Below are 26,044 nucleotides of genomic sequence, written 5' to 3'. Positions count from 1 at the left end.
AGCAAGAAATGACGATCAAGACCCTTTGTGTTTTCGGCACCCGCCCAGAAGCCATCAAAATGGCCCCACTAGCACTGGCCCTGGCCGCTGATGAAAGCTTCGACGCCAAGGTGTGCGTGACTGGGCAGCATCGGGAAATGCTCGATCAAGTGCTGGGTTTATTCGATATCGAACCCGACTTCGACCTGAACATCATGAAGCCCGGTCAGGACCTGACGGATGTCACCAGCGCGATCCTGCAAGGCATGAAAAGTGTCTTTGCAGCCTTCAAGCCCGACGTGGTCCTGGTCCACGGCGACACGGCCACCACCTTTGCCGCCAGCCTGGCCGCCTACTACCAGCAGATTCCCGTGGCACACGTGGAGGCTGGTCTGCGTACCGGCAATACCTATTCGCCATGGCCGGAAGAGGCGAATCGAAAGATGACCGGTGCCTTGGCCAATATCCATTTCGCCCCCACCACCACCTCCCAGAACAATCTGCTCCGTGAGGGCATTGATCCCAAAACCGTCATCGTCACCGGTAATACCGTGATCGACGCATTGCTGGATGTGATCGCCCGGCTCGATAGGGATTCGCAACTCCAGGCCCAAGCAGCCAAACCGTTCGAATTCCTGAACCTCAATCGCAAGACTGTGCTGGTCACAGGCCACCGTAGGGAGAGCTTCGGTGGCGGCTTCGAGCGCATCTGCCAAGCATTGATGGACGTTGCCCAGCAGCATCCCGAGGTGGATATCGTCTATCCCGTCCACCTCAACCCGAATGTTCGGGAGCCCGTGAACCGTCTGCTGACCGGCATCCGCAATGTTCACCTCATAGAACCGCTGGACTACCTGCCGTTCGTGTACCTGATGAGCCGCTCGCACATCATTCTTACGGATTCGGGCGGCATTCAGGAGGAAGCGCCCTCCCTGGGCAAGCCGGTCCTGGTCATGCGAGATACGACCGAGCGGCCCGAAGCCGTTGCCGCGGGCACCGTTAAGCTCGTCGGCACCGACACCGCGAACATCATCCGCGAACTCCACACCCTGTTGAACGACTCGAACGCTTACCGTGCCATGAGCTACGCCCATAACCCCTACGGTGATGGCAAAGCCTGCAAACGAATCCTGAACGCTCTGCTCTCGACCCTTTAAGCAGCCGCTCCGCGACATTTGGGGCGAAGCATTTGCTTTGATCTTTGTTCTATTAAGGAAGAAAAATGCCTTTCCAGACAATCTCCGTAGTTGGCCTAGGTTACATCGGCCTGCCAACCGCAGCCGTCTTTGCCTCGCGCAAGAAGAAGGTCATCGGTGTTGATGTGAACCAGCAAGCGGTCGACACCATCAACCGCGGAGAGATCCACATTGTCGAACCCGACCTCGACATGGCCGTCCATGCTGCAGTCGTTGAGGGCTACCTGCGGGCCACTACGGTTCCTGAGCCTGCCGACGCCTTCCTGATTGCCGTGCCGACTCCGTTCAAAGGTGATCACGAGCCAGACCTCAGCTATATCGAGTCGGCCAGCAAGTCCATTGCACCGGTTCTGAAGAAGGGTGACCTCGTCGTCCTCGAATCCACCTCACCGGTTGGCGCCACCGAACAGATGGCCGCCTGGTTGGCCGAGGCACGTCCGGACCTCACCTTCCCGCAGACTCATGGAGAGGCATCCGACATTCGCGTTGCCCATTGCCCTGAGCGTGTACTGCCTGGGCATGTACTGCGCGAATTGGTGCAGAACGACCGGGTAATCGGTGGCATGTCCCCAAAATGTTGCGAGGTAGCTGTAGCACTGTACAAAGCATTCGTTGAAGGCGACTGCGTGCTCACCAACGCCCGCACCGCCGAAATGTGCAAGCTGACCGAAAACAGCTTCCGCGACGTTAACATCGCCTTCGCCAACGAGCTGTCCATCATCTGCGACAAGCTGGATATCAATGTCTGGGAACTGATCTGCCTCGCCAACCGCCACCCCCGCGTAAACATCCTTCAGCCGGGCCCTGGCGTCGGCGGCCACTGCATCGCAGTCGACCCCTGGTTCATCGTCAGCAAGACCCCCGAAGACGCCAAGCTGATTCGCACTGCTCGCGAAGTGAACGACGGCAAACCGGAATGGGTCATTGAGAAGGTCAAACTGGCCATCGCTGAGTTCTTACTCTCGAATCCAGACAAATCTGCACGGGAAGTAACTGTTGCGTGTTTAGGTCTGGCCTTTAAGGCAGATATCGATGACCTCAGAGAGAGCCCAGCGCTATCGATTGCACTAAAAATCTCTGAAACGCACAAAGGACCACTAATTGCTGTCGAGCCAAACATCAATAAATTGCCAAGTAAACTTGAGGAAAAATTCCAACTCACAGGAATTAAAAAAACCCTCTCCGAGGCTGACATCATTATTCTCCTTGTCGACCACAAAGAATTCAGAGACAAACAAGAGAAACTAGCCTCTCACCACCGAATTATAGACACACGAGGCGTAATCAACTCTTAAGTCACCTTTATGCCAGAGGATTGGCTACCAGCCCTTTGACAACAAAGACCAGCCTGCAAGAAGGCAGAAATGAACCTAAATGACCTTATTTCTAAGAATCAAATATTTGCACTCACTGCCAAGGCTCTCGAAGGCTCAAAGGTAATAATCACAAACCTACTGATCGCTAGATTCTTTGAGCCAGATGACTTCGGACGTTACTCGTTCATCTTGGGCATCACCTCTTTACTGGCAGTGATTGCCGAGTTTCGACTGCAAAATGTTCTAGTCAAAGAAATAACCTGCGATAGCGAGCCGCCCTCCAGACTACTTGGATCAGCACTGGTGGCAAATCTAATATTCGCGGTAATCGGCATTCTACTTGTATTGGCATATAGCGCTTACGAGAGCGACAAAACGGTCGCCATTGGCTTGGCAATATATAGCATTTCATTTTTATACAAGATACCTAGAACTTTTAGGGCACAGTTTCTAGCGGAAGAAAAAAACATCTTAATCGCAAAATGCGAGATAGCTGCATCCATGGCAACGCTATCAATAACCTTAGCCTTTATAGCCTATGAATTCAGCTTATTATGGATCGTCTTTGCCAGATCAATAGACTTTCTCGCCATTGGAATACTACTAACGTACTACCACAAAAAGAACACCCCCCTAAAAATATCTTACAAAAGCTCAACAGCAAAACGACTAATCAATCTATCCGCCCCCTTGGTTTTTTCTGGTGCGGCAATGATCCTATTTCAGCGCCTTGACATCATTCTAGTGAGACATTACCTAGGGGACTTCTCAGCCGGAATTTATAGCAGCGCAACCACACTGATGCTGATGTTCTCCATCACACCTATAGTAGTTTCAGAAACTCTGGCTCCAAAGATGTTCAAGAACATCAACCTTGAAAACTACCCATCCGTCAAGCAGAAATTTTCCGACATTATCGTGACAACAGGCATGGCAATGTCGGCCTTAATGTTCACAACCGCATACTTCGCAACAACACTTATATTTGGCGAAAGCTACCAAGACGCCAAAATCCCCGCACTTATACTATCCATCACCCCTCTCCTAACGGCCCTAGGGGCCGCATCAGGGCAGATTATTGTCGCAGACGGAAATCAGAACAGGGCCTTTATAAAAAGTGTTGTTGCATGCATTATTAATACGATTCTAAACATAGCCCTAATACCAAAATACGGAATACATGGAGCAGCCATGTCAACGGTTATCGGCCTCTTCATTGCAAACTATGCAGCCCACTTTTTTATGGATATATACAAATACTTATTTATAATCCAATCAAAGAGCCTTTTCCTTCCATACAAGCCCCGCACTCAGATCTGAGCCAAAGGCGCAGCCATGCTAGAAAAAAAATTCAGCCTACTTAAACTCAATAAATTCAAAGTTGAGTGCATTGCCGATGAATATTTCAGTTTCACAGACACGAGTGAACTTGATGAGTACGCTAGGAAAAATATAAACAACGAAACCCCCTATTTCGTCCTAGGCGGCGGCAGCAACGTACTTTTCTCTAAAGACCTGAAAGGGTTAGTTATACATCCTCAAAAGAAAGAAATAGAGAAAATAGATGAGGATAAAGGAAAAGTATTGGTGCGGGCACACGCCGGACTTAATTGGGATGAATTCGTCGGATTTTGCTCGCAGAGAGGATGGCACGGACTCGAGAACCTGACATTAATTCCAGGAAATGTCGGGGCAGCGCCTGTTCAGAATATCGGAGCATACGGAACCGAAGTGAGCGAGTGGATACAGGCCGTCCACTGCTACGACATAAATAAAAAAAGAGAACTAACTCTGACCAACAAAGAATGCTCATTCTCGTACCGCCACAGCATCTTTAAAGAAAGTCCAGAACTAATAATTCTCGCCGTAGACTTCTTACTTTATAAATCTCAACTCCAGAAAGCCGCCTACCAGCACGGACGCATTAAAGGGTACGCAACTGTTTTGACTGACATCCTTAGAGCCATACCAATTTCGATTCAATCAATTACTTTTTCCGGAAAAAATCAGTGGAAACCTAAATTTTCTTTCATAAAGATTCGAGACTTACTCGCACTAACCTCCATACCCGTTGAACTAAAGCGAAATCTGGTCAGATTTATCCGCCTTAGAACCCTTCCGAACCCCGACATAGTAGGCAATGTTGGCTGCTTCTTTAAAAGCCCAATTGTCACAAACCAGAAAGCGGCATTCATTGAGTGCGAAATTAAAAACGTTCAGATTTTCGATTACACACAAGGCTATAAAAAAATCTCCGCTGGAGACCTAATTAAGGCTTGCGGATGGGCGGGTAAAAAAGTAGGAAGTGTTGGCGTGGACGCCAAAAGACCCATCGTACTGCTTAACCACGGCACCCGAAATGGATTGGATATCTATAATCTGTCACAGCAGATTCAACAAGATGTTGAAGCCAAATTCCAAATCAAACTAGAACCAGAAGCAGTAATTAAATAACATGAAAAAAGTCTACACCCTTACATTCCAGAAAGTCCTCAATAACGGAGCCGCGCTGCAAGCATATGCACTTGCAAAATTCCTGAAGGATTCGAATTTTCAAGTTGAGGTCATCGACTACCTACCATCATACTTTCTAATCCAAAGATATAGACCTGCTTTAGGATTAAAAAAAACTGCAAACAAGATAAAGAAAATATGCTCTTTCAACCAATTCGCCAACAAACACCTTCCACTGACCCCAAAGACATACTTCAGCAAAAAGTCACTCAGCCAGATCTCGGACGCACATGCAATTGTGTGTGGAAGCGACCAGGTCTGGAATAAGCATCTAACAAACGGGACCATCGACGAGTCCTTTCTACTGAGCTTCGCACCTAGCCACACAAAGAGAATTGCATACGCGGCAAGCGCTGGTAGCAGCCGAATTATTGAGACAAAAGACTCTGTAGCTTTATTACGCTCGTTTGACGCTCTTGGGGTTCGAGAAGACATACTAACAGATGACATTAAGTCACTAGATCCAGGCCTTACCAGCCAAGTTGTAGTAGATCCATCCCTCTTAATAAAAGACTACAGCCAGATTGAAAACCCAAAACGAGTCCCGAGCGACGAATACATTGTTACCTATGTCGTGGGTTCTGGCGAGACACTAAATAAATTCAACGAATACATAAAGATATTGAAAGAAAAAATCAAACTTCCCGTATACCACATCGGAGCAAAACCTATTGAGTCTGCCGACTACAACTTACTTGACGTAGGGCCCGACGAGTGGATCTCCTTCATTAAGTCCGCAAAATTTGTTGGAACAAATTCATTTCATGGAACAGCCTTTTCTGTGAACTTTGAAAAGCAGTTCCTATTCTTCCCACATACCGTAGAAAATCTTAACACTAGGCAAACAACCCTCCTGAAAAGGATTAACCTTCTAGACAGACTCGTCCCCACTCCGTTCGATCTAGAAAAGCTCAAAATAGAAAGTATTGACTACTCACTCACCAACCCAAAGCTTCTGAAGATCGTCAAGGAATCGAAAGATTTTTTACTGAACGCCTTGAGCTAAAAATGAAGATTAACCTTAAAACGTGGCTAATCATAATATACGTTAGCTTTGCATTTGACTCAGCTTTAAAATTTAACGCCGGAGTTCAACTGCACGCAGGGCTTATCGCCATACTACTGACCAACGCCTTATTTTTCTTTACAAGGCCATCCCAAATAGTAAGCACGATAAGAAAGGAATTCTTCTTCTTTCTATTTCTCGCCTATTGCACCACCGCGGGAATGGCTTACTCCAAGCCGGGCTACCTTGTAATATTAACTTACCTTGCAATATCAGCTAACGTCCTAATTTTTGTAAACCTGACCTACAGAAAATGGGACCACAGCTTCTTTTTATATTTCCAAATCGCACTCATCGTGACAGGGCTATTTCAGTATGCCCTCTTCAATCTTTTTGGAACACAGATAAGCTTTATCAACGAAGAACACTACCAAAAAGGGTCTTCGGTATCTCTGCGTCTCAGAGGTTTTTTTGTTGAACCAAACTGGTTTGCAATTGCAATCACATTCAATACCTTCCTATTGATTGGCAATGACGTCATATCTTTCATCAAAAGGCACTATTGGCTGGCCGCGCTCTCAGCCATAACCATCATCCTAAATGGGTCCTTAGCCACTATCAGCATTCTCGTAATCGCCTATGCCGCCCCCCTGATCAAGAAAAACCCAGCAAAAGGCGGAATCATTACACTCCTATTGATATCACTGATGTATGGAGTATTTGCGTTCCGAAATGAGATCAATCAGAAGGGAGTGAATGAGACCGTCTTAAACTACAACTCAAGATGGCTACCGTTGACTCGCGTTATTGAGCACCAGAAAACGCAAGGCATAACTAGCATGTTATTTGGAAACGGCCTAGGCAGCTGGGGCACCGAGGCTGTTAAAAATAGACTATCCGTATTGGTCCATGAAGAGGAGCCAAGCGCTCGCGACGGCAGTGAGCTTCCAGTTTTTATCTTCGAGCTTGGAGCATTAGGAATGCTACTACTTATTTTAGATGGCATTGCAACCTTCCTGCGAACGCCAAGAAAACTTACGAATATACGAGGCGGCATACTGCTATTTTTCGTATGCTTAGTATTCTACCCAACACTTAAGTTCTGGATGTACATGCCATACTACTTCTACATGCGCACAATGGCGCATGCAACCAGAAAAGCCCCCAGAACTGCATCAAACTCAATTGCGCGAGATACAGAAATTGGAAGTAGCCTGGCACCTAATTAATGACCCCGATCCCAGACGAGGCGGCGCACAACGGATACTCAGAGAAGCCGCTCTAAATAGCGAAATCATTCTGAGCCAAAAGAGCGGACGGAACACGTTTTACGGCAAGGTTTTCGGAAAGCATTCCTGGATACCATTTCTAATAGTCAAAATAATAAAGAAACGCCCCAAAACCGTCTTCATACACAGCCGCTGCTTTCTTCCTCTCTCACTGATCCTTAGAGCCTTTAAATCAAAAGTTATCTTCTACGCTCACGCAAACTATAAACATGGAAACTTGCTCTTCAGGGTCTTTCGCTGCGACCAGTACATCGCAGTTTCCGACGCCGTGAAAAAACTCTTAGAATCCAATAAAATCTTGAGCAGCAGGATAACGGTAATTAGAAACCCCTATCTCGCCGGAAAAAATGTTCTGCAAAATCATGATAAGCGTTCAGAACACTTAAACATTGCCTGTATCGGGAGCCTTAACCCTTGGAAAGGAGTTTACCTTCTAGCAGATAAGCTTCTAAAAATAGCAGAATATCAAAAGTCAAAAATCTGCCTTACTGTAGTTGGAGATGGCCCTGAGAAAGAATCCATCGCAAACCTATCGTCTCGATCAAAATATTTTGAGACAAGATTGCTAGGCTTCCAAGAGGCTCCGTACGAGCACATTTCGAACATATCCATTGTTGCGATACCTTCGCTGGAAGAAGGCTTCGGCCTCGTAGCCATAGAGTCAATCTACCAAGGCAAAATTGTCATTTATAGCGACATCCCCGCATTGCGGGAAGTCTGCAAAGACCAAAGCCTATGCTTTCCTTTTAGCCATTCAGACCAAGACTCCTTAATAAAGGCGATCAGGTCCTCCATAGAGAAGTCGATCGATTCCTCCCCTCCCGCCCTCATGAAGGATCGATCCGAGAGAATTCTGGAAGAATATGGAAAAGACAAGTTTATCCAGCAGCAGTTAGCATTCAGGGCCCGCCTTAACAACCTACTATAAAGTAATAAGAAGATGAAACGAATTGAATTTCTTGGCTGCCCGATGGACTCATCGACAACATCGGAGTCTATTAATCGAATAAAATACTCAGTTGTAACTGGCCATTTTTTGCAGCACGTAGTCGTCAATGTTGCAAAGGTCGTCAACATGCAAAGCGACGCTATCCTCCGCGAATCTGTGAGCGCCTGCGACATTATTAACATCGATGGAATGGGTGTAGTGTGGGGAGCGAGGCTCCTTGGACATAGAGTCCCCGAGCGTGTTGCGGGTATCGACTTATTCTATGAACTTCTGGCAATGAGTGCCACTAGCGGTTTCTCTGTCTACTTACTTGGCGCCAAGGATGATGTTGTCTCCAAGACCGCTACCACTGTCCAGAATCTCTACCCTGGCCTTAATATAGCAGGCTATCACCACGGTTACTTCTGGGGCGATGAAGAGGCGATGGCGCAGAAGATTCGAGAATCTGGCGCACAACTTCTATTCGTAGCGATTACCTCCCCCCAGAAGGAGAACTTCATTAACCGCTGGAAGTATCAACTTGGCGTCAACTTCGTCATGGGTGTTGGCGGTACCTTCGACGTCGTCGCAGGAAAAGTCAAACGTGCTCCACTCTGGATGCAGAATTACGGACTCGAATGGCTCTACCGCGTGACTCAGGAGCCGGGAAGGATGTGGAAGCGCTATCTTACAACTAATACAAAATTCGCATGGCTACTAATCAAAGAGAAAGCCAAGCAACTCACATCACGCAACAGGTAGCTTTAATTCCGAACTAAGCAAAAACATACCCGCTTGCTTGGCCACAGCTACGATCAGGCTTCTGGGAAAGAAAATAGTAAAAAGTCTTAAATCTTGTCCGCAATGTCTGAAAGTTGGCGAAGCCTTTGCCCAACCTAAGTTATCTGCTTGCAGTGCTACTCATTTACCCCATACCCTGTGTCGCTATTCGCGCCATTAGGGACTATTCCCTCAAAAGGAGCATGACTGTGAAAAAACTTCTAACTCTCGCCGCTGTTGCAGCCTTCAGTACCTCACTGGTGGCCGCTGAAACCAGCACTACTGCCGATACTGGCAAGACCACCGCAGGCACTCCGGGTTCCACCTCCGGCCTGACCCTGTCCACGCCGATCGCCGGTGGCGTGACCGTGGGTACCGGCCTGGCTATCGGTGCTGCGGCCATCGCTGTCGGCATTGCCGCTTCCAACAGCGGCGGCGGCGGTAACGACAGCACCCCGGGCACCGGCGGCACCACTGGTACCTCCGGCACTACCGGTACCACCAACTAAGCACAACGCTTGGTTGCTGCACCTTGAAGCCTCCCAGCACCACTGGGAGGCTTCGCATTGGGCCTGCAACTTCCTGCCCCGGTTGATCGTCACAGCTACCCGACTGCTTGCGCACTTGCATGTAGCACGCCGGCATGCCCGTGCTGGCCAGGACATCACGCCGTAACCCACCCCCTTGATTCCGAGTCAGGCGCTGCCGCTTTGGCATCGCTTGGCCCCACGCACAAGATCACCCGACATGAATCGCGCACTCCCCCTGGCCACGCTGCTTGGCCTCACCCTGCAAGGCTGTATGTTCTCCCCTGGCCAGCACATGGATTCCGGCAATCAGGTGCGCAAGGGCTCCCCTGAAAGCAGCCGTATCGAGCTGGTGCCCATCACGCCGAAACTGGTGGCCATCGAGTCCGCCATGAATGGCACCCAGGTAGCCCCTGAGCTGCTGAGTTTTCAGCCCGGCGAATACCGGATTGGTGCCGGTGACCTGATCTACATCACCGTATGGGACCACCCCGAGCTCACCGCGCCTTCCGGCCCGCAGCAGCAGATCGAGGCCAACGGCCGCCTGGTGCGCCCGGATGGCACGCTGTTCTACCCCTATGTCGGCAATGTCGACGCCGCGGGCAAGACCATTGAAGAGCTGCGCTCGCTGATCGCCTCGCGCCTCACCAGTGTGGTGACCGAGCCGCAAGTGGACGTCAGCGTGCTGCGTTTTGCCAGCCAGAAGGTCATCCTCTCCGGCGCCTTCAGCAAAACCGGCCCCGTACCGGTTACCAACACACCACTCAGCCTGTTGGATGCGGTAGGCCAAGGCGGCGTGCAAACTGGCGCGGCCGATATTGCCGGCCTGGTGCTCAAGCGCGCTGGCCGCGAGTATGTGATCGACCTCGATACGCTGAACCGCAAGGACTCGGTCCTGCACAACATCTATCTGCGGGACGGCGACCAGCTTCACCTGCCCTACAACGACAACAAGAAGGTCTATCTGCTGGGTGAGGTAAACAGCGCCCGCGCCTTGTCCTTCAAGGGCAGCAGCATGAACCTGACGGATGCCCTGGGCAGCGTGGGCGGCCTGCGCCAGGAAACCTCCAGCGGCAAGGAGGTGTATGTGATCCGCGGTGTGGATGATCTGCAACGGGACGTTGCCAAGGTCTACCAGCTCAACCTCAAGTCCCCGTCGGCCTTTATCGTGGCCGAGCACTTCAAGCTGCAGCCGCAGGATGTGGTCTACATAGGCCCGGCGGACGTCACCCGCTGGAACCGGTTCATCAGCCAGGTGTTCCCCACTGCCAACCTGCTGCGCACCGGGGTCGCCATTCAGGATGACTTGAGCAACAACAGCAACTGAGTGTTCATGACGTGAAAATTGCACGCCTGGCCTTGTTGCCGCTTGCCGTAATGCTGCTGAGCGCCTGCAACCCGCTGATGCGGGCGAGCTGGGACACACTCAAGGCCGCGACCCAGGGGCCGCAGCCCCTTGAGCTGACCCGCGAGCAGGTGGAAGCCGCCCCCTACTATCAGATCACCATTGTCGCCCCCACCGGGGAGGCCGTGATGGCCTTGGTGCGCCTGCAGGGCGGCGTGCAGTTCTGGCTGGCCTCTACCCAGCAGGTGCTGATGATTCAGGATGGCCTGGCCATCCGCTCCGTGGGGTTCAATGACAACCTCGACGGCACTCGCTTTGTCGGCGAGTCGCCCTTCCGCACCGGTCTGCACCGCATTGCGGATGGCTTGCGTGCCGAGCGCCAGGTGGATTTCGCCGGGCGTTACCAGATGGGCGCCCGGCTGATCAGCCATTTCGAGAAGCAGGGGCTGGAGACGGTGCGCATCCTCGACCGCGACCTGGAGTTGTTGCGCGTCGATGAGCACATCGAGATGCCCGAACTGAGCTACTCGGCCCGCAATCAGTACTGGGTGGACCCTGCTGATGGTTTCATCCTAGCCAGTATCCAGCATGTAACCCCCGAGCTGCCCTTGCGCATCATTCAGGTTCGCCCGATGAGGCCGAACGCCAAGTAGAAGCGAGCATGCTGGCGAAGCCGGAGCACCGATTCGACAGCGCGCTGGCTCCTGCGGGAGAGCTGTTGAACACCGCTGTTCGCGAGCACGCTCGCTCCTAGAAGATATAGTCGAACCAAATTCACAATGAACTTCCCTCGTTCCTGGCTGCTGTTGTGCAGCGCCCTTTTCGCTTGTGCCACTAGTGCTGCTCCGACCGTAACGGTTGAGGGTGATGCCGTCGAGCCTGGCCAGTTCACCGTCACCCCGGCGACACGCCTGCATGATGTGCTGCTGCCCGCCCAGGTCAGCCCCAACGCTTATCTGTTGGGCGCCGCCTGGCTGCATCGCCCGCTGCGCCAGGAGCAGAGGCGCCTGAAGCTGGGCGTGCTGTTTGACCTGGCTACGCTCGAGCGCAATGCACTGCTGGATAACCGCCCGGCCCTGGCTGAGCTGGCCAAGAGTCTCGCGGCCAAGGTCCAGGCGATGCCGGTAACCGGCCGCCGTGTGGCGGAGCTGGACCCGGTGAAAGTGGAGCTCAACCACGAGCACAACCCCAAGCTCAGCGCTGGCGACCGTCTGACCTATCCGCCGCGCCCGGGATCCGTGCGAGTAGAGGGGGCCGTGCTGGCCGAGTGCCAATTGCCCTTCGTGCCCATGCAAGCGGCCAGGGATTACCTGGAGGCCTGCCCCCGGCATGCGGAAGCCGGCCTGGATGAGCTCTTCGTGGCGCAGCCCGATGGCCGCGTGCAGCGCCAGGACATTGCGCTATGGAACCGGACCGATGCAGCACCGCCACCCGCGCCTGGCGCGCGTATCTATGTGCCCATGCGCCATGCAGGCCTGGGTGACCCGACGCCGGACCTGAATGCCGAGTTCGCGACTTTCATCGCCACCCAGCCGCTGGAGGTGGCCCCGTGAAGCGCCACTTGCTCCCGTGCCTGCTGCTCGGCTGCACGACCTGCGCCCAGGCCGACCCCCGCTATACGCAGAACGATTTTGGCGGCGTGGGCCTGCTGCAAACCCCCACCGCACGCATGGCGCCTGCGGGCGAGCTGTCGGTGAACGCCAACCGTACAGGCCCGTACAGCCGCTACAGCGTGTCCTTCCAGCCTTTCGACTGGCTGGAGGGCAGCTTCCGCTATACCGCCATCAGCAACCGGAAATACGGTGCGAAATCCTTTAGTGGCGACCAGAGCTACAAGGACAAGGCCATTGACGCCAAGTTGCGGCTGCTCGAAGAAAGCCATTGGTTGCCGCAAGTTGCCTTGGGTGGCCGAGACATTGGTGGTACGGGCCTGTTCTCCAGCGAGTACTTCGTCGGCAACAAGCGCTTCGGCAACTTGGATGTCAGTCTCGGGCTGGCGTGGGGATACATTGGCAATCGGGGGGATATCGACAACCCCGCCAGCCTCGTTCTTGGCGACAAGTTCGATGAACGACCGGCTAACTCACCCACGGTTGCTGATGCTGGTGAATTCAACGGCAACACCTTCTTCCGAGGCAGCCCTGCCTTCTTCGGCGGAGTGAACTACCAGACCCCCTGGAAGCCGCTCTCGCTCAAGCTGGAATACGAAGGTAACGACTACCAGAATGAGCCACTGAACAACAACCAGGTGCAGGACTCCCCCATCAACCTGGGCCTGGTGTTCAAGGCCAGCGACTGGGTGGACCTGCACGCGGCCTGGGAGCGCGGCAACACCGCGATGTTCGGCATTACCCTGCACACCAACTTCGCCACCCGCAAAGCGCCGACCAAGAGCTTCGACCCGCCGGCCGAGAAGGTGCAGGCCAGCATGCCCAAGGTGGCGCCGGAAGAGGTGAAGTGGGCCGGTGTGGCCCAGCGCCTGCGCAACAACGCCGGCTACCGGGTGGAGCGTATTACCCAGCGCGACTCCGAGCTGATCGTCTACGGCGAGCAGACCCGCTACTTCCACGCCCCCAAGGCCGTGGGCCGCGCCGCGCGCATTCTCGACAACAGCGTGAACGATGAAATCGACTGGTTCACCGTGGTCGACAGCCGCAATGGCATGGCCGTGCAGGAGATCAGCCTGCCCCGCGAGACCTTCCGCGAAGTCACGCAACAGGATCGACCGGTGGAAGACCTCCGTCGGGTCACTGAGCAGAACGCGCCCGTGCCTCACCAGGAGAAGGAGCTGTTCGCTCAGGAGCTGTCGCCCTTCACCTACGGCCTGGGCCTGGGCTACAAGCAGAACGTCGGCGGCCCCGACGGCTTCCTGCTCTATCAGTTCACTGCCGATCTGAACGCCGAATACCGCTTCCAGCGCGACCTGTGGTGGAACGGCACGCTCAGCGCGAACCTGGTGAACAACTTCGACAAGTTCAAGTACGACGCGCCGAGCAACCTGCCGCGCGTGCGCACTCACCTGCGCGAGTTCATGACCACCTCCGACGTGACCATGCCCACCTTCCAGCTGAACAAGGTGCGCCAGCTGGACGAAGACCTCTACGGCATGGCCTACGGCGGCTACCTGGAAACCATGTTCGCGGGTGTGGGCGGCGAGCTGCTCTATCGCCCAATGGGCGAGCGCTGGGCCATCGGTGGCAACCTCAACTGGGCCAAGCAGCGCGATTTCGAGCAGGACTTCGGCCTGCGCGACTACAGCGTGATCACCGGCCACGTGACCGGCTACTACCGCCTGCCCTTCGAGGACATTCTCGCCGCCGTCAGCGTCGGCCGTTACCTGGCCCGCGACTATGGCGTGACCTTCGACCTGTCCCGCGAATTCCGCAACGGGGTGCGCTTCGGCGCCTGGGCGACCTTCACCAACGTCACCAAGGAAGAGTACGGCGAGGGCAGTTTCGGCAAGGGCATCTACTTCTCCATTCCCTTCGACGAGCTGATGGCCAGCTCCACCATGCGCCGGGCCAACCTGGTGTGGTCGCCGCTGACCCGTGACGGTGGCGCCTCGCTGGGCCGCAGCTACTCGCTCTATACCCTGACCGAAGGGCGCAACATCGATATGTTCCACAGCAACTTCGACAAGGTGGTGGAATGACGGACGCCCGGATCACCTGGCTGGCGCGGATTGCCTTCGGCCTCGTGCTGCTGGTGATCCTGGCGGCCGGGTTGAGCAGCGACCCGGTGCCCGAAGCCTTCGAAAACCAGGACAAACTGCACCACTGGGCGGGGTTTGCCTGCCTAACCCTGAGCGCCTGGCTCGCCTTTCCCCGGACCCGGCTGGTGTGGCTGTTCCTGTGGCCCTTCCTGGTGTCCGTGGGGATCGAACTGGGGCAGGAGCTGCTGCCCCTGCGCACGGCCTCCTGGGCCGACATCGCCGCCAACGTGCTGGGCGTGCTGAGCGGCATCCTGTGCGCACTGGTGCTGCGCAGGTTCAGGCCGATGGATCAGACCGACCGCCGCCCCGGCAAGCCTGGGGCTGATGCCTTGTAAGGACGCCTTCCTTGGCATTCGTAGGGTGGAAATCGCTTTTTATTTCCACCATTCGGAGTCCCGATCGAGCCCGTTGGTGCGCACCGGTGTGGGAGCGATTTCAATCGCGAGTAAACATCCACGTTCGTAGAACCTGGACTTGAGGTACCCCCCTCCGTCCCTTGCACAAGGTCGATCTCTTTAGCTCGGTCTGGACCGTAGGGTGCGCTGTGCGCACCGATTCCAGGATCTGCCTCGGCACCCGGTCAAACCGCCGGTGCGCACGGCGCACCCTACCCGATCGGCCTCATTCTGCTAGCCCGAGCATTCGTATCGGCACCGATGGTGGATGGAAGAGCGCCATCCACCCTGCAAGACTCGGGTTAAAATGCCGCCCCCCGCTTTCCTCGAACCGCCCGCCATGAACCTCGACGCCATCACCACCCTCGAACAGCAACTTACCTCCGCGCTGGAGAATCTGCCGGACGAAATCCGCCGGGTCTTCCACGGCCGTGGACGGCGCTGGTCGGGGCTGGAGCAGGTGACGGCGGACTGGTTGCAGGGCGTGATGCTGGTGTCGCTGTTCCGCGAGGTGGGCGACGACGAACTCGCTGCGCTGAAGGCCATGTTGCTACGCCTCACCGAGTCGCCGGTTTGGCAACGCAGCGACGCCCGGACGCTGTTGCTGCAGCATCGTTATCTGCTGGACAGCACCATGGAGTTGATCTGGGGCGAGGCGGTGGATGAATGCGTGGTCAGCGAGGGCGGCCTGCGCTTCAAGCTGGACCTGGGCAAGAAGCAGAACAACGGCCTGTTCCTCGATATGCGCTACGGCCGCGACTGGGTGCGCGCCAACGTGCAGGGCAAGCGGGTGTTGAACCTGTTCGCTTACACCTGCGGCTTCTCGGTGGCGGCCATCGAGGGGGGAGCGGAGCAGGTGGTGAACCTGGACATGGCCAGCTCGGCCCTGAGCCGGGGGCGGGACAATCACCGGCTCAACGGCCATGACCTCAGCCGGGTGAGCTTCCTGGGCCATGAGTTGTTCAAGTCCTGGGGCAAGGTGAAGAAGACCGGTCCCTATGACCTGGTGATCATCGACCCGCCCTCCTTCCAGAAGGGCAGCTTCACCCTGACCCGCGACTACCAGAAGATCCTGCGCCGCCTGCCGGAGTTGCTGACCGAAAACGGGGTGGTGCTGGCTTGTGTGAACGATCCCGCCATCGGGCCCGATTTCCTCATTCAGGGCATGCAGGCCGAAGCGCCGGAGTTGCACTTCGTGGAGCGGCTGGAGAACCCGCCGGAGTTCGCGGATATCGACCCGGATGCGGGATTGAAGGCGCTGGTGTTCCGGCGGGAGTAGGCATCCCTCTCACCCTCGCCCCACCGTAGGGTGCGCCATGCGCACCGAGTTCCGGATCGACATCTGCGACCTGCTCCATCATTGGTGCGCACGGTGTTCAGCCGGGATAGATGGGTAACGCTTGTCGGGAGACATAGGTAACGGGTTGATGATCATGTTTTGCCCGGTCTCAAGTCGACTTGGCGCAGGGTCTTGTGGATGAACACCACATCGTAGACGCCATCGACGGCGGTGGGGCGGAGAGCGACGCGTTCCCCGTACAGCCCCCCGCCGACGAACAGGCTGCGTCCCTGGAAACTGACCTGGCCGACGCGGCCGACCTTGAGCACCCGGTCGCCCGGTTCGTAGTCCAGCTCAGGCAATTGCTCCGGGTAGCTGCGCCGGCTTGGCTGGTAGCGCGTGATCGGTGGCAGTTGGCCCAGCGCCTCATGCGGGCGGTCGTGGTTGTACTGCTCCCGCCAGTGCGCCATCGCCTGCTGGCAGTGCGCCAAGTCGCGAAACGAGCGCTGCAGTAACTCGCGCTTGAGTGTCTGGTGGAAGCGTTCCAGCTTGCCCTGGGTCTGCGGATGATGAGGGCGGCTGTGGCTGACCTCGATGCCGAGCCGCATCAGCCAGACCTCCAGGGCGGACAGGCCGCCCGCGATGTTCGAGCCCCAGGGCGGACCGTTGTCGGCGGTGATCCGGCGCGGTAGGCCATAGCGGCGAAAGACCTGGATCAGGTGCGGTCGAACCAGTTCGAGGCGCTCGCCCTCGCAGGCCTCCAGGCAGAGGGCAAAGCGTGAGTGATCATCCAACAGCGTCAACGGGTGGCAGCGCGACGAGCGGCCGTCGGCGAGCGGGAAGTGGCCCTTGAAGTCCATCTGCCAGAGCTCGTTCGGCTGGCAGTGCTCGAAGCGCTGCGTGGCCGGAGCTTCGGCCTCCTCGGCGTGGTAGCGCACCCGGCAACCATGGCGGCGGAGGATGGCGTCGAGGGTGCTGTGGTGGGGACGCTCGAACGCGGCCGGCAGCAGGCCGCGCAGCTTGCGGGCGCCCCAATACGGGAAACGGTGGTGCAACTGCACCACCGCCTGTTCCAAGTCCGGGTCGCTGCGCCCAGGGCTGTGCAACGGCCGGCGTGAGCGCTCCTGCAACCCCGCATCGCCGTGCTCGCGGTGGCGCTGTAACCATTTGTAGGCGGTTTTCGGGCTGATGCCGTAGCGCCGACACAGCTCCCGCACGTTGCTCTGCGGTTGTTCGGCCAACCGCACAAACTCGCGTCGAATCGACATGGTGGTGCACTCCTGCCACGGCATCGCTCGAACTCCAGAGTCGAAGGATTCCGTAAGCCTAAATGCGTTACCCATGTCTCCCGACACCCGTTACCTATGTCCCCCGGCTGAACACACGGCGCACCCTACCGGCTCGCATGGGCGCCGCGCTTCATCGCGAATGAATTCGCTCCCACAGGGAACACGCCAGCCGCCGCTCGCCGCCATGGCAATCCCCATCCCATCCACTAGAGTTCCAGCAGCACCTTCGCTTTTCCGCCCCAAGGAGGGCTCCATGCGTCTGACCTGTGCCGCTGTTTCCCTGCTCCTGCTCGCCGGCTGTTCGTCTTACCGCACCGACCCTATGCAAATTACCCAGGTGCCCACCGACCGCCTGCTGGCGTTCCAGACGCCGGTGGAGGGCGGGGGCCTGATCGTCGTGAACCGCGACATGGGTGGATTGGGCAGTGGCTGTTACATCGCCGTGCATGTGGACCGGCAACTGGCAGCGCGCATTGGCATTGGCGAGGTCGCCAGCTTCCAGGTTCCATCGGGTGACCGCATCGTCGGCATCGGCATCGACGAAACGGACGACACCCTCTGCTCCAAGGGCAGTTTGCGCCGCGAGAAGGCTGCCCATATCGAGCAGGGCCAAAGCGAGCACTTCCGCATCATCAGTGATAACCGCGAAGGCTTTGCCCTGCTTGCCGACCAGCCGGACGCACAATGAAAGAGGCCGGAATCGAGTACAGCTGAGCCTGATTCCGGCCTGACGCTAACGCGCTGATTTTCAGTGGATCACCCTTGTCGTCTTCCACTGATACGACTCGGGAAGACTTGCGGTGTGGGCTTCCTTGCGTTTTACCGCCCCCGCCCCATACGAGTTGTTGAAAGCATACTGCCGCTGGCGAAAAGCGCGCGCCCGCCCATCAGCGATTCAGCTCACTGGTCGCCAGGCCCCAGTGCCTGTGACCGTTCAGCGTGCCTTTGCCACCGCTCACCCCTGGGGGTAACCTGCGGGCTTTTGCACGCCCGACCATGAGCCTTCACGATTTCTTCCTGCTACTGCTTGCCGGTTTTTCCGCCGGCGGCATGAATGCCCTCGCCGGGGGCGGCACTTTCTTCTCCTTCCCCGCGCTGCTTGCGACCGGATTACCACCCGTGACCGCCAACGCCACCAACGCCGTGGCCTTGTGGCCCGCCAGCCTGGCCGCCAGTTGGGCGGCGCGGGAGCAGTTGCGCCCGCTGGGGCGCTATGTGGTGCCGCTGGTACTGGTGTCGCTGCTGGGCGGCCTGGGCGGTGGCCTGCTGTTGCTGGCCGGAGGCAACGAAACCTTTCGCCGGCTGATTCCCTGGCTGCTATTGGCCGCCACGCTGCTGTTCGCCGCCAGCCCCTGGCTGAGCCGGCTGATCAACCGCCGACGCGAAGCCGGCGCGCTGCCACCGCACGGCGTCGGCAGCACCCTGGCCCACACAGTGGTGGCCATCTACGGCGGCTACTTCGGCGCCGGCATGGGCATCCTGCAGCTGGCGGCCTTTTCCATCGAAGGTCATCCGCTGCTGCGGGCCAACGCGCTGAAGAACCTGCTGTCGAGCACCATCTACAGCGTGGCGGTGGTGACCTTCATTGCCGCCGGGCGAGTGAGTTGGAGCGAGCTGGCAGTGCTGCTCGCCGCCGCCAGCTGCGGCGGCTACTGCGGTGGTGCGCTGGCCCGGCGATTGCCGACCCGATGGCTGCGCTGGCTGGTGATCGCGGTGGGGACGGGGATGACGGTCTATTACTTCGTCACCGTCTGATCGTGGGAGATTCCATGTCAATCAGCCATGCAGCGGCCCCGTAGGTTGGTCCGAGCGCAGCGAGGCCCAACATGGCCCTGTATCGGCCACGAAGCGTTGGGTTTCGTTCCTCTACCCAACCTACAAAAGCCACCCCGCTGTCGGTGGGAGCGAATTCATTCGCGAATAAATTCGCTCCCACAGGCCCCAAGCCTGCCAGCGGCAAACCATCCGCCCCCTTCATTTGCCCGCGGGGTGCGGCTCTGCTAGTGTCGCGCCCGATTCGACCTCCGCGAGACAGCATCATGGCCCGCAAGAAAGCCGCCCCCGATTTCGAACAGTCCCTCGCCGACCTGCAGTCCCTGGTGGAACGCCTGGAAAGCGGCGAACTGTCGCTGGAGGACTCCCTCAGCGCCTTCGAACAAGGCATCCGCCTGACCCGCGAATGCCAGTCGGCACTGAATCAGGCGGAACAGAAGGTACAGATCCTGCTTGAGCGTGACGGCCAACTGGAGGAAGCCCCCTTCGACGCGGACGAACAAGCATGATCGCCAGCTACCAGACGCGCTGTCAGCAGCGCGTGGATACCGCGCTCGTCGCACTGTTCGACGCCCCACTCGCCCCCCTCGACCGCCTCTACCAGGCCATGCGCTACAGCGTGGTGAATGGCGGCAAACGGGTGCGCCCATTGCTGGTCTACGCCGCTTGCGAAGCCCTGGGTGGCGATGCAGCCCGCGCTGATGGCGCGGCCTGTGCGGTGGAGCTGATCCACGCCTATTCCCTGGTTCACGATGACCTCCCGGCGATGGACGACGACGACCTGCGCCGCGGCCAGCCTACGACTCACATTGCCTTCGACGAAGCCACCGCTATCCTCGCCGGTGACGGCCTGCAAGCGCTGGCCTTCGAAGTGCTGGCCGATGCCGGCCGCAACCCGCACGATGCCGAAACCCGTTTGGCGATGATCAGCAGTCTCGGTCACGCCGCTGGCCCCGCCGGCATGGTCGGCGGCCAGGCCATCGACCTCGGCTCTGTGGGTTTGACGCTGGATCAGCTCGCCCTGGAAACCATGCACCGGCACAAGACCGGCGCCCTGATCGAGGCCAGCGTGCGCCTCGGTGCCCTGGCCAGCGGCCAGGCCAACCCGGCTGCCCTGGCTGCACTCAGGATCTATGCCCGCGCCGTCGGCCTGGCCTTCCAGGTTCACGACGACATCCTCGACGTGGAGAGCGACACCGCCACGCTCGGCAAGACCCAGGGCAAGGACCAGGCCCACGACAAGCCCACCTACCCTGCCCTGCTCGGCCTCGACAATGCCAAGGCCTATGCCCGCGAACTGTGCGACCAGGCCGTGCAAGCCGTCGCTTCTTTCGGCGAAGCCGCCGAACCCCTCCGCGCCCTGGCGCGCTACATCGTCGAACGGCGCAGCTGATCGCGCCGTCCTTAGGCCCCCAAGAGGTCTGGCTCAAACACTGTCGACCGTAGGGTGCGCCGCACCGGTTCAGCGTCAGAAGAGGCATAGTCGCGGTCCAAATACCGCTGGTGCGCACGGCGCACCCTACAGACAACGCCAATCCTCCCTACAAACCCTCCACATATCTAAAGAGCGAAACTTAGGCAGTCACGTTCAGAAAGCTCCGACAGGGTTTCCTCTTGTTCGAAACGAGGCTTGCGGCCAGCATCCTCCCAAATTGGGAGAGAGCTGCTAGGATGAGGATCACCGCCAAAAGCACCCTGCGCCGTTTCTGGGAACAGAATCCGACCCATGCCGATGCGCAGGGCCCGCTGCAGAGCTGGCACGACGAAGCCCTGAGAGCCGATTGGCGCTCGCCGCAGGACATCAAGGCGCAATACCGGAGCGCAAGCTTCTGCGGCAATAACCGGGTGGTCTTCAACATTGGCGGCAACAAGTACCGCCTGGTGGTGGAGATGCAGTACCGAGCCGGGATCGCCTGGGTGAAGTTCATCGGCACCCACGAGCAATACGACAGGATCGACGTGGAGACCATCAATGACTATTAGACCGATCCGCAACGACGAAGACCTGCGTGCCGCCTTCAAGCAACTGGAGGCAGTTTTCCAGGCCTCTGCCGGCACCCCGGAAGCGGACGAAGCTGAGGTGCTTACGACCCTCATCGAGGTCTATGAAAACCGCCACTATCCGATCATGCCGGCCGACCCCATCGAGGCCATCAAATTCCGCATGGATCAACAGGGCCTGACGCCCAAGGACCTGGAGCCCTTCATCGGTCCCAGCGGGCGTGTCTCGGAGGTGCTCAACCGCAAGCGCCCATTGAGCCTGCGCATGATCAAGCGGCTGCACGATGGCCTGAAGATTCCTTACGACAGCCTGCTGGCTGGTGTGGCTTGAGCAACCCCATCCGCACCAGCGCCCAGGGCATCGCCACCGCGACGAACAGGCCCATCACCAGGCCCTTCAGCCCCTGCCAGAGCTGTGGGTCGAACGGCCACGCCGCGCCGGCCGATTTCAGCAGCTTCTGCAGCAGGATGAAGCTCACCGCGCCGATGGCCGCCGCCAGCACGCGGCGCCAGGTCGCGACCTCGGCGGAAAACTCCCATTGGCGGTAGCCGACCAGCACGCCGACCATCAAGCCTGCCAGCAACGGTATGTAGCTCGGCGCCACACCTGGCCAGCTCAGCCAGGCCGCGACAAACACCAGCAGAATCAGCGCCAGATGCCAAAGGCCGTGGGCCTCGCGCCACCAGGGCCAATGACGCACCTGGGCGAACAGCAGCAGCGTGCCGATCCCCAGCAACGAGCCGCCCACTACGTCTTCCACATCGTGGGCACCCAGGTACAGGCGACTGAAGATGATCCCCGTCACCACCACCCCACTGACCACCCAGGCCCACGTGCGGCGCAACTCGAAGGCCAGCCAGAACCAGATGACGACGGCTATCTGCGCATGGCCGCTGGGCAGGCCGAAGCTGTCGCCCACCTCATGGTCCATGCGCAGGGCGATGTCCGGACGCGGGTCCTGCCAATAGTCCTTGAGCCAGGCGTTGAGCAGCGCAGTGACGGCCACCAGTACCAGCAGGCGCAGGAACACACCACGGTTCCACGCCCAGTAGCCCAGCGGCAGGAAGAAGAGGATGAACTTCTCGTAGCCCAGCAGGGTGAAGAAGCGCATCACCGGTGTCAGCGTCTCGTTGCGCAGGGGCAGCACCCAGTCCAGGCTGTGCAGCAACTCGTTCATGGACGGTCCTTGTGGCAGAAATGAAGGCGCCACTGATACTGCAGCACGCCGGGCAGCGGCAAGGGCCGATTCGGACAATCGATGTCACCGGATCATCAGTCGCCATGAGTGGCGGGTATTCGGCGCGACACAGTTGGCTGCGGCGGGCGGCCAGCGCTGCCTAAGATCCCTGCATCGCACGCCAAGGATCTTCGCCGTGAACAGAGCCATCCAGTCCCTGCTGATCGCCAACCGCGGCGAGATCGCCATCCGCATCGCCCGCGCCGCCGCCGAGCTGGGTATTCGCAGCGTTGTCGTGTACGCCGAGGACGACAGCCAGTCCCTGCACCTGCGCAAGGCGGACCTCGCGGTCCCGCTGAAAGGTCGTGGCGCGGCGGCATACCTGGATGCCGCGCAATTGGTGGAAGCGGCCCGCCAGCACGGCTGCGATGCGGTGCACCCCGGCTACGGCTTTCTCAGTGAGAACGCGGATTTCGCCCGCAAGTGCGAGGCCGCCGGGCTTCGCTTCGTCGGTCCTTCAGCCGAGGCCCTGGCGCTGTTCGGCGACAAGGCCCGCGCCCGTGAACTGGCCGCAGGCTGCGGCCTGCCGCTGGCCGCCGGGAGTAACCGCGCCACCACCCTGGACGAAGCCCGCACACTGCTGGAAAGCGGCCCGATCATGCTCAAAGCCCTGGCAGGCGGCGGCGGACGCGGCATGCGGGCAGTGCGCGATAACGGCGAGCTGGAGCAGGCCTTCGAGCGTTGTCAGTCGGAGGCCCGTTCGGCCTTCGGCAATGGCGATCTCTATGTCGAGCGGCTGATCGACAACGCGCGCCACATCGAGGTCCAGGTGCTGGGCGACGGTGAGCGGGTGGCCCACCTCTGGGAGCGGGACTGCAGCCTGCAACGGCGCCATCAGAAGGTGATCGAGATCGCCCCGGCGCCCGATCTGGACGCCCGCCTGCGCCAGCGCATCCTGGATGCCGCGCTGACCCTGGCCGCTGCCGTCAATTATCGCGGTATCGGCACCTTCGAATTCCTGGTGGACGCCGCCCGTGGAGACTTTGTGTTCATGGAGGCCAACCCACGCATTCAGGTGGAGCACTGCATCACCGAAGCCGTGACCGGCGTCGACCTGGTGCAGGTACAACTGCGCCTGGCCGAAGGCGCCAATCTGACGGAGCTGGGGCTTGTCGACCCTGCGCCCCCACGCGGCTTCGCCGTGCAACTGCGTATCAACCTGGAAAGCATGCAAGCCGACGGCAGCGCCCGTCCCGCCGGCGGACTGATCAGCGCCTACGAGCCTCCCAGCGGCCCCGGCATCCGCGTGGACGGCTATGGCTACGCCGGCTACGCCACCAGCCCCAACTACGATTCGCTGCTGGCCAAGCTGACTGCCCAGGGCGATGACCTGCCCGCCGCCCTGCGCCGCGCCTATCGCGCCCTATGCGAGTTCCGCCTGGAAGGTGTGGCAAGCAACATCCACTTCCTGCAGAACCTGCTGCGCCGTACAGAACTGGAACGCGGCGTGGACACGCGTTTCATCGAGCGGGAAATCGGTGAACTCCTGGCACCCCGGCAGGCGGCCCATCCGCACCTGTTCTTTGCGGGTGACGCGGGAACGGGCACCGCCCAGGCCGGGCAGGTCGAGGCGCCGGCCGGCTGCGTACCGCTGAATGCCCCCAGCCAGGGCATGCTGGTGAGCCTGGACGTGCAGGTGGGCGATATCGTGGCGCCCGGCCAGCCCGTGGCAGTGCTGGAAGCGATGAAGATGGAATTCGTGGTCAAGGCGAACCAGGGCGGCATCATCCGCGCGGTGGCGGTAGCACCCGGGGGCAGCCTGTTCGAAGGTGCGCCGCTGCTATTCCTGGAGCCGGCGGAGGTGACCGGCAGTAAGCAGCAGAGCGAGGAAAGCCATGACCTTGCGCATATCCGCGCGGACCTGGCCGAAGTGCTGGAACGCCACGCCATCACCACGGATGAGCGCCGCCCGCAGGCGGTCGCGCGGCGGCGCAAAACGGGCCAACGCACTACCCGCGAGAATCTCGACGACTTGCTGGATGAAGGCAGCTTCATCGAGTACGGCGCCCTGGCCCTGGCCGCCCAGCGCCGGCGTCGTTCACTGGAGGAGCTGATCGAGCAGAGCCCGGCGGATGGGCTGGTAGCGGGCATCGGCACGGTCAACGCCGCCCGGTTCGGCAGTGAAGCCGCACGCTGCATGAGCATCGCCTACGACTACACCGTGTTCGCCGGCACCCAGGGGGTCATGAACCACAAGAAGACCGACCGCATGCTGGGCCTGGCGGAGCAGTGGCGCCTGCCGCTGGTGCTGTTCGCCGAAGGTGGCGGTGGCCGGCCGGGCGACTCGGATTTCGTCGGCGTGGCGGGGCTGGACTGCCACACCTTCGTGGGCATGGCACGCCTGTCCGGCCTGGTGCCGCTGGTGGGGGTGGTGTCCGGCCGTTGCTTCGCCGGCAACGCCGCACTGCTCGGCTGCTGCGACGTGATCATCGCGACGAAGAACGCCAGTATCGGCATGGCGGGACCAGCCATGATCGAAGGCGGCGGCCTGGGCCGCTTCGCGCCGGAGGACGTCGGCCCCAACAGCGTCCAGGGCCCCAACGGCGTGATCGACGTGCTGGTGGAGGACGAAGCCGAGGCGGTGCGGGTGGCGCAGCAATACCTGTCGTACTTCCAGGGCGACCTGACCAACTGGCAATGTGCCGACCAGCGCCTGCTGCGCCACGCCATCCCGGAGAACCGCCTGCGGGTCTATGACATCCGCGCACTGATCGAGACCCTGGCCGACCAGGGCTCGGTGCTGGAGCTGCGCCGACAGTTCGCGCCGGGGCTGGTCACCGCGTTCATTCGCATCGAGGGCAAGGCGTTCGGCCTGCTGGCCAACAACCCCATGCACCTGGGCGGCGCCATCGACGCCCAGGCCGGCGACAAGGCCGCGCGCTTCATGCAACTGTGCGATGCCTTCGACATCCCGATGCTTTCGCTCTGCGACACGCCCGGGTTCATGGTGGGGCCGGAGTCGGAAAAACAGGCCACGGTGCGCCACGTCTCACGCATGTTCGTGGCCGCTGCCGGGTTGTCGGTGCCCTTCTTCACCGTGGTGCTGCGCAAGGGCTACGGACTGGGCGCCCAGGCCATGGCGGCGGGCAGCTTCCACTCCCCCCTGTTCACCATCGCCTGGCCCAGCGGCGAATTCGGCGCCATGGGGCTGGAGGGTGCGGTACGCCTGGGCTACGCCAAAGAACTGGCCGCCATTGAGGACGCAAACGAGCGACAGCAGCTGTTCGACAAGATGGTTGCCAGGGCTTACCAGAACGGCAAGGCGATCAACATGGCCAGCTTCCTGGAGATCGATGCCGTGATCGACCCGCAGGAAACCCGCGCCTGGCTGCTACGCGGGCTGAATGCCGCGCCCAGACCGGCGGCTCGCGAAGGGAAGAAGCGGCCGTTCGTGGATACCTGGTAGGCCCGTTCCCTTGTGGACAGCGCTTTTCTGTCCACCAATCAGACTCCAGCCCAGCGCCAATGGTGGATAAA

24 protein-coding genes are annotated in these 26,044 nt (G+C 58.7%); 22 read left to right on the top strand and 2 right to left on the bottom strand.

What is annotated here, in order from left to right; translation table 11 throughout:
• Positions 1-8 precede the first annotated feature (8 nt).
• The 15 genes from wecB to THL1_RS03950 all read left to right on the top strand — a co-directional run bounded on the left by wecB (position 9) and on the right by THL1_RS03950 (position 16,266).
• The gene (gene wecB, locus THL1_RS04020) at positions 9-1,136 is read left to right on the top strand and encodes a non-hydrolyzing UDP-N-acetylglucosamine 2-epimerase (protein WP_069082051.1); all 1,128 of its coding nucleotides are present in this window, start codon (positions 9-11) and stop codon (positions 1,134-1,136) included.
• A gap of 65 nt (positions 1,137-1,201) precedes the next feature.
• A complete protein-coding gene (gene wecC / locus THL1_RS04015; RefSeq protein ID WP_069082050.1) occupies positions 1,202-2,470 on the top strand; it encodes a UDP-N-acetyl-D-mannosamine dehydrogenase in 1,269 nt (422 codons plus the stop codon).
• A gap of 69 nt (positions 2,471-2,539) precedes the next feature.
• Positions 2,540-3,811 carry a flippase gene (locus THL1_RS04010; protein WP_069082049.1) on the top strand — a complete coding sequence of 424 codons (1,272 nt, stop codon included), beginning with the start codon at positions 2,540-2,542 and terminating at the stop codon, positions 3,809-3,811.
• Positions 3,812-3,826: 15 nt separating this feature from the next.
• A complete protein-coding gene (locus THL1_RS04005; RefSeq protein WP_069082048.1) occupies positions 3,827-4,945 on the top strand; it encodes an FAD-binding protein in 1,119 nt (372 codons plus the stop codon).
• Between the two features lies 1 nt (position 4,946).
• Positions 4,947-6,011 carry a polysaccharide pyruvyl transferase family protein gene (locus THL1_RS04000; RefSeq protein ID WP_069082047.1) on the top strand — a complete coding sequence of 355 codons (1,065 nt, stop codon included), beginning with the start codon at positions 4,947-4,949 and terminating at the stop codon, positions 6,009-6,011.
• Between the two features lie 2 nt (positions 6,012-6,013).
• Complete coding sequence (locus tag THL1_RS03995) at positions 6,014-7,240, top strand: hypothetical protein (RefSeq protein WP_069082046.1); 1,227 nt, start codon at positions 6,014-6,016, stop codon at positions 7,238-7,240.
• The gene (locus tag THL1_RS28780) at positions 7,215-8,228 is read left to right on the top strand and encodes a glycosyltransferase family 4 protein (protein WP_161490956.1); all 1,014 of its coding nucleotides are present in this window, start codon (positions 7,215-7,217) and stop codon (positions 8,226-8,228) included. The genes THL1_RS03995 and THL1_RS28780 overlap by 26 nt, the downstream gene beginning before the upstream one ends.
• Before the next feature lie 12 nt (positions 8,229-8,240).
• Positions 8,241-8,990: a WecB/TagA/CpsF family glycosyltransferase gene (locus tag THL1_RS03985; RefSeq protein WP_069082044.1), complete on the top strand. Its 750-nt coding sequence runs from the start codon at positions 8,241-8,243 to the stop codon at positions 8,988-8,990.
• A 227-nt stretch (positions 8,991-9,217) separates the two neighbouring features.
• Positions 9,218-9,517: a hypothetical protein gene (locus THL1_RS03980; protein WP_069082043.1), complete on the top strand. Its 300-nt coding sequence runs from the start codon at positions 9,218-9,220 to the stop codon at positions 9,515-9,517.
• Positions 9,518-9,755: 238 nt separating this feature from the next.
• Positions 9,756-10,862 carry a polysaccharide biosynthesis/export family protein gene (locus THL1_RS03975; protein ID WP_069082042.1) on the top strand — a complete coding sequence of 369 codons (1,107 nt, stop codon included), beginning with the start codon at positions 9,756-9,758 and terminating at the stop codon, positions 10,860-10,862.
• 11 nt (positions 10,863-10,873) lie between these two features.
• Positions 10,874-11,533, top strand: a complete 660-nt coding sequence (locus THL1_RS03970) for a YjbF family lipoprotein (protein WP_083245817.1) — start codon at positions 10,874-10,876, stop codon at positions 11,531-11,533.
• A 126-nt stretch (positions 11,534-11,659) separates the two neighbouring features.
• Complete coding sequence (locus THL1_RS03965; protein ID WP_069082041.1) at positions 11,660-12,433, top strand: capsule biosynthesis GfcC family protein; 774 nt, start codon at positions 11,660-11,662, stop codon at positions 12,431-12,433.
• Complete coding sequence (locus THL1_RS03960) at positions 12,430-14,532, top strand: YjbH domain-containing protein (RefSeq protein ID WP_069082040.1); 2,103 nt, start codon at positions 12,430-12,432, stop codon at positions 14,530-14,532. Before THL1_RS03965 ends, THL1_RS03960 begins: the two co-directional genes overlap by 4 nt.
• On the top strand, positions 14,529-14,927 hold the full coding sequence (locus THL1_RS03955) for a VanZ family protein (protein ID WP_069082039.1): 399 nt from the start codon (positions 14,529-14,531) through the stop codon (positions 14,925-14,927). Before THL1_RS03960 ends, THL1_RS03955 begins: the two co-directional genes overlap by 4 nt.
• 400 nt (positions 14,928-15,327) lie before the next feature.
• Entirely contained in the window at positions 15,328-16,266 is a 939-nt protein-coding gene (locus tag THL1_RS03950; RefSeq protein ID WP_069086400.1) for a class I SAM-dependent methyltransferase, read from the top strand.
• A gap of 152 nt (positions 16,267-16,418) precedes the next feature.
• Here THL1_RS03950 and THL1_RS03945 read toward each other — a convergent pair whose 3' ends face one another.
• On the bottom strand, positions 16,419-17,558 hold the full coding sequence (locus THL1_RS03945; protein WP_069081451.1) for an IS481 family transposase: 1,140 nt from the start codon (positions 17,556-17,558) through the stop codon (positions 16,419-16,421).
• 250 nt (positions 17,559-17,808) lie between these two features.
• Between THL1_RS03945 and THL1_RS03940 the strand changes: the two genes are divergently transcribed.
• From THL1_RS03940 to THL1_RS03915, 6 genes are all read left to right on the top strand, one after another.
• On the top strand, positions 17,809-18,243 hold the full coding sequence (locus tag THL1_RS03940) for a 3-isopropylmalate dehydratase (RefSeq protein WP_069082038.1): 435 nt from the start codon (positions 17,809-17,811) through the stop codon (positions 18,241-18,243).
• 308 nt (positions 18,244-18,551) lie between these two features.
• A complete protein-coding gene (locus THL1_RS03935) occupies positions 18,552-19,310 on the top strand; it encodes a sulfite exporter TauE/SafE family protein (RefSeq protein WP_069082037.1) in 759 nt (252 codons plus the stop codon).
• A 284-nt stretch (positions 19,311-19,594) separates the two neighbouring features.
• A complete protein-coding gene (locus THL1_RS03930) occupies positions 19,595-19,837 on the top strand; it encodes an exodeoxyribonuclease VII small subunit (protein ID WP_069082036.1) in 243 nt (80 codons plus the stop codon).
• On the top strand, positions 19,834-20,721 hold the full coding sequence (gene ispA / locus THL1_RS03925) for a (2E,6E)-farnesyl diphosphate synthase (RefSeq protein ID WP_069082035.1): 888 nt from the start codon (positions 19,834-19,836) through the stop codon (positions 20,719-20,721). Before THL1_RS03930 ends, ispA begins: the two co-directional genes overlap by 4 nt.
• Before the next feature lie 278 nt (positions 20,722-20,999).
• On the top strand, positions 21,000-21,311 hold the full coding sequence (locus THL1_RS03920) for a type II toxin-antitoxin system HigB family toxin (protein WP_069082034.1): 312 nt from the start codon (positions 21,000-21,002) through the stop codon (positions 21,309-21,311).
• Positions 21,301-21,660, top strand: a complete 360-nt coding sequence (locus THL1_RS03915) for a helix-turn-helix domain-containing protein (RefSeq protein ID WP_069082033.1) — start codon at positions 21,301-21,303, stop codon at positions 21,658-21,660. Before THL1_RS03920 ends, THL1_RS03915 begins: the two co-directional genes overlap by 11 nt.
• Here the strand turns inward: THL1_RS03915 and THL1_RS03910 are convergent.
• The gene (locus THL1_RS03910) at positions 21,599-22,507 is read right to left on the bottom strand and encodes a phosphatase PAP2 family protein (RefSeq protein WP_069082032.1); all 909 of its coding nucleotides are present in this window, start codon (positions 22,505-22,507) and stop codon (positions 21,599-21,601) included. The genes THL1_RS03915 and THL1_RS03910 overlap by 62 nt on opposite strands.
• Positions 22,508-22,703: 196 nt before the next feature.
• On the opposite strand from THL1_RS03910, the gene THL1_RS03905 reads away from it, so the two are divergent.
• Positions 22,704-25,973, top strand: a complete 3,270-nt coding sequence (locus THL1_RS03905; RefSeq protein ID WP_069082031.1) for an acetyl-CoA carboxylase family protein — start codon at positions 22,704-22,706, stop codon at positions 25,971-25,973.
• Positions 25,974-26,044 lie beyond the last annotated feature (71 nt).

Source organism: Pseudomonas sp. TCU-HL1 (assembly GCF_001708505.1).
GTDB lineage: Bacteria > Pseudomonadota > Gammaproteobacteria > Pseudomonadales > Pseudomonadaceae > Metapseudomonas.
This window is presented reverse-complemented; position numbering and strand designations above follow the sequence as displayed.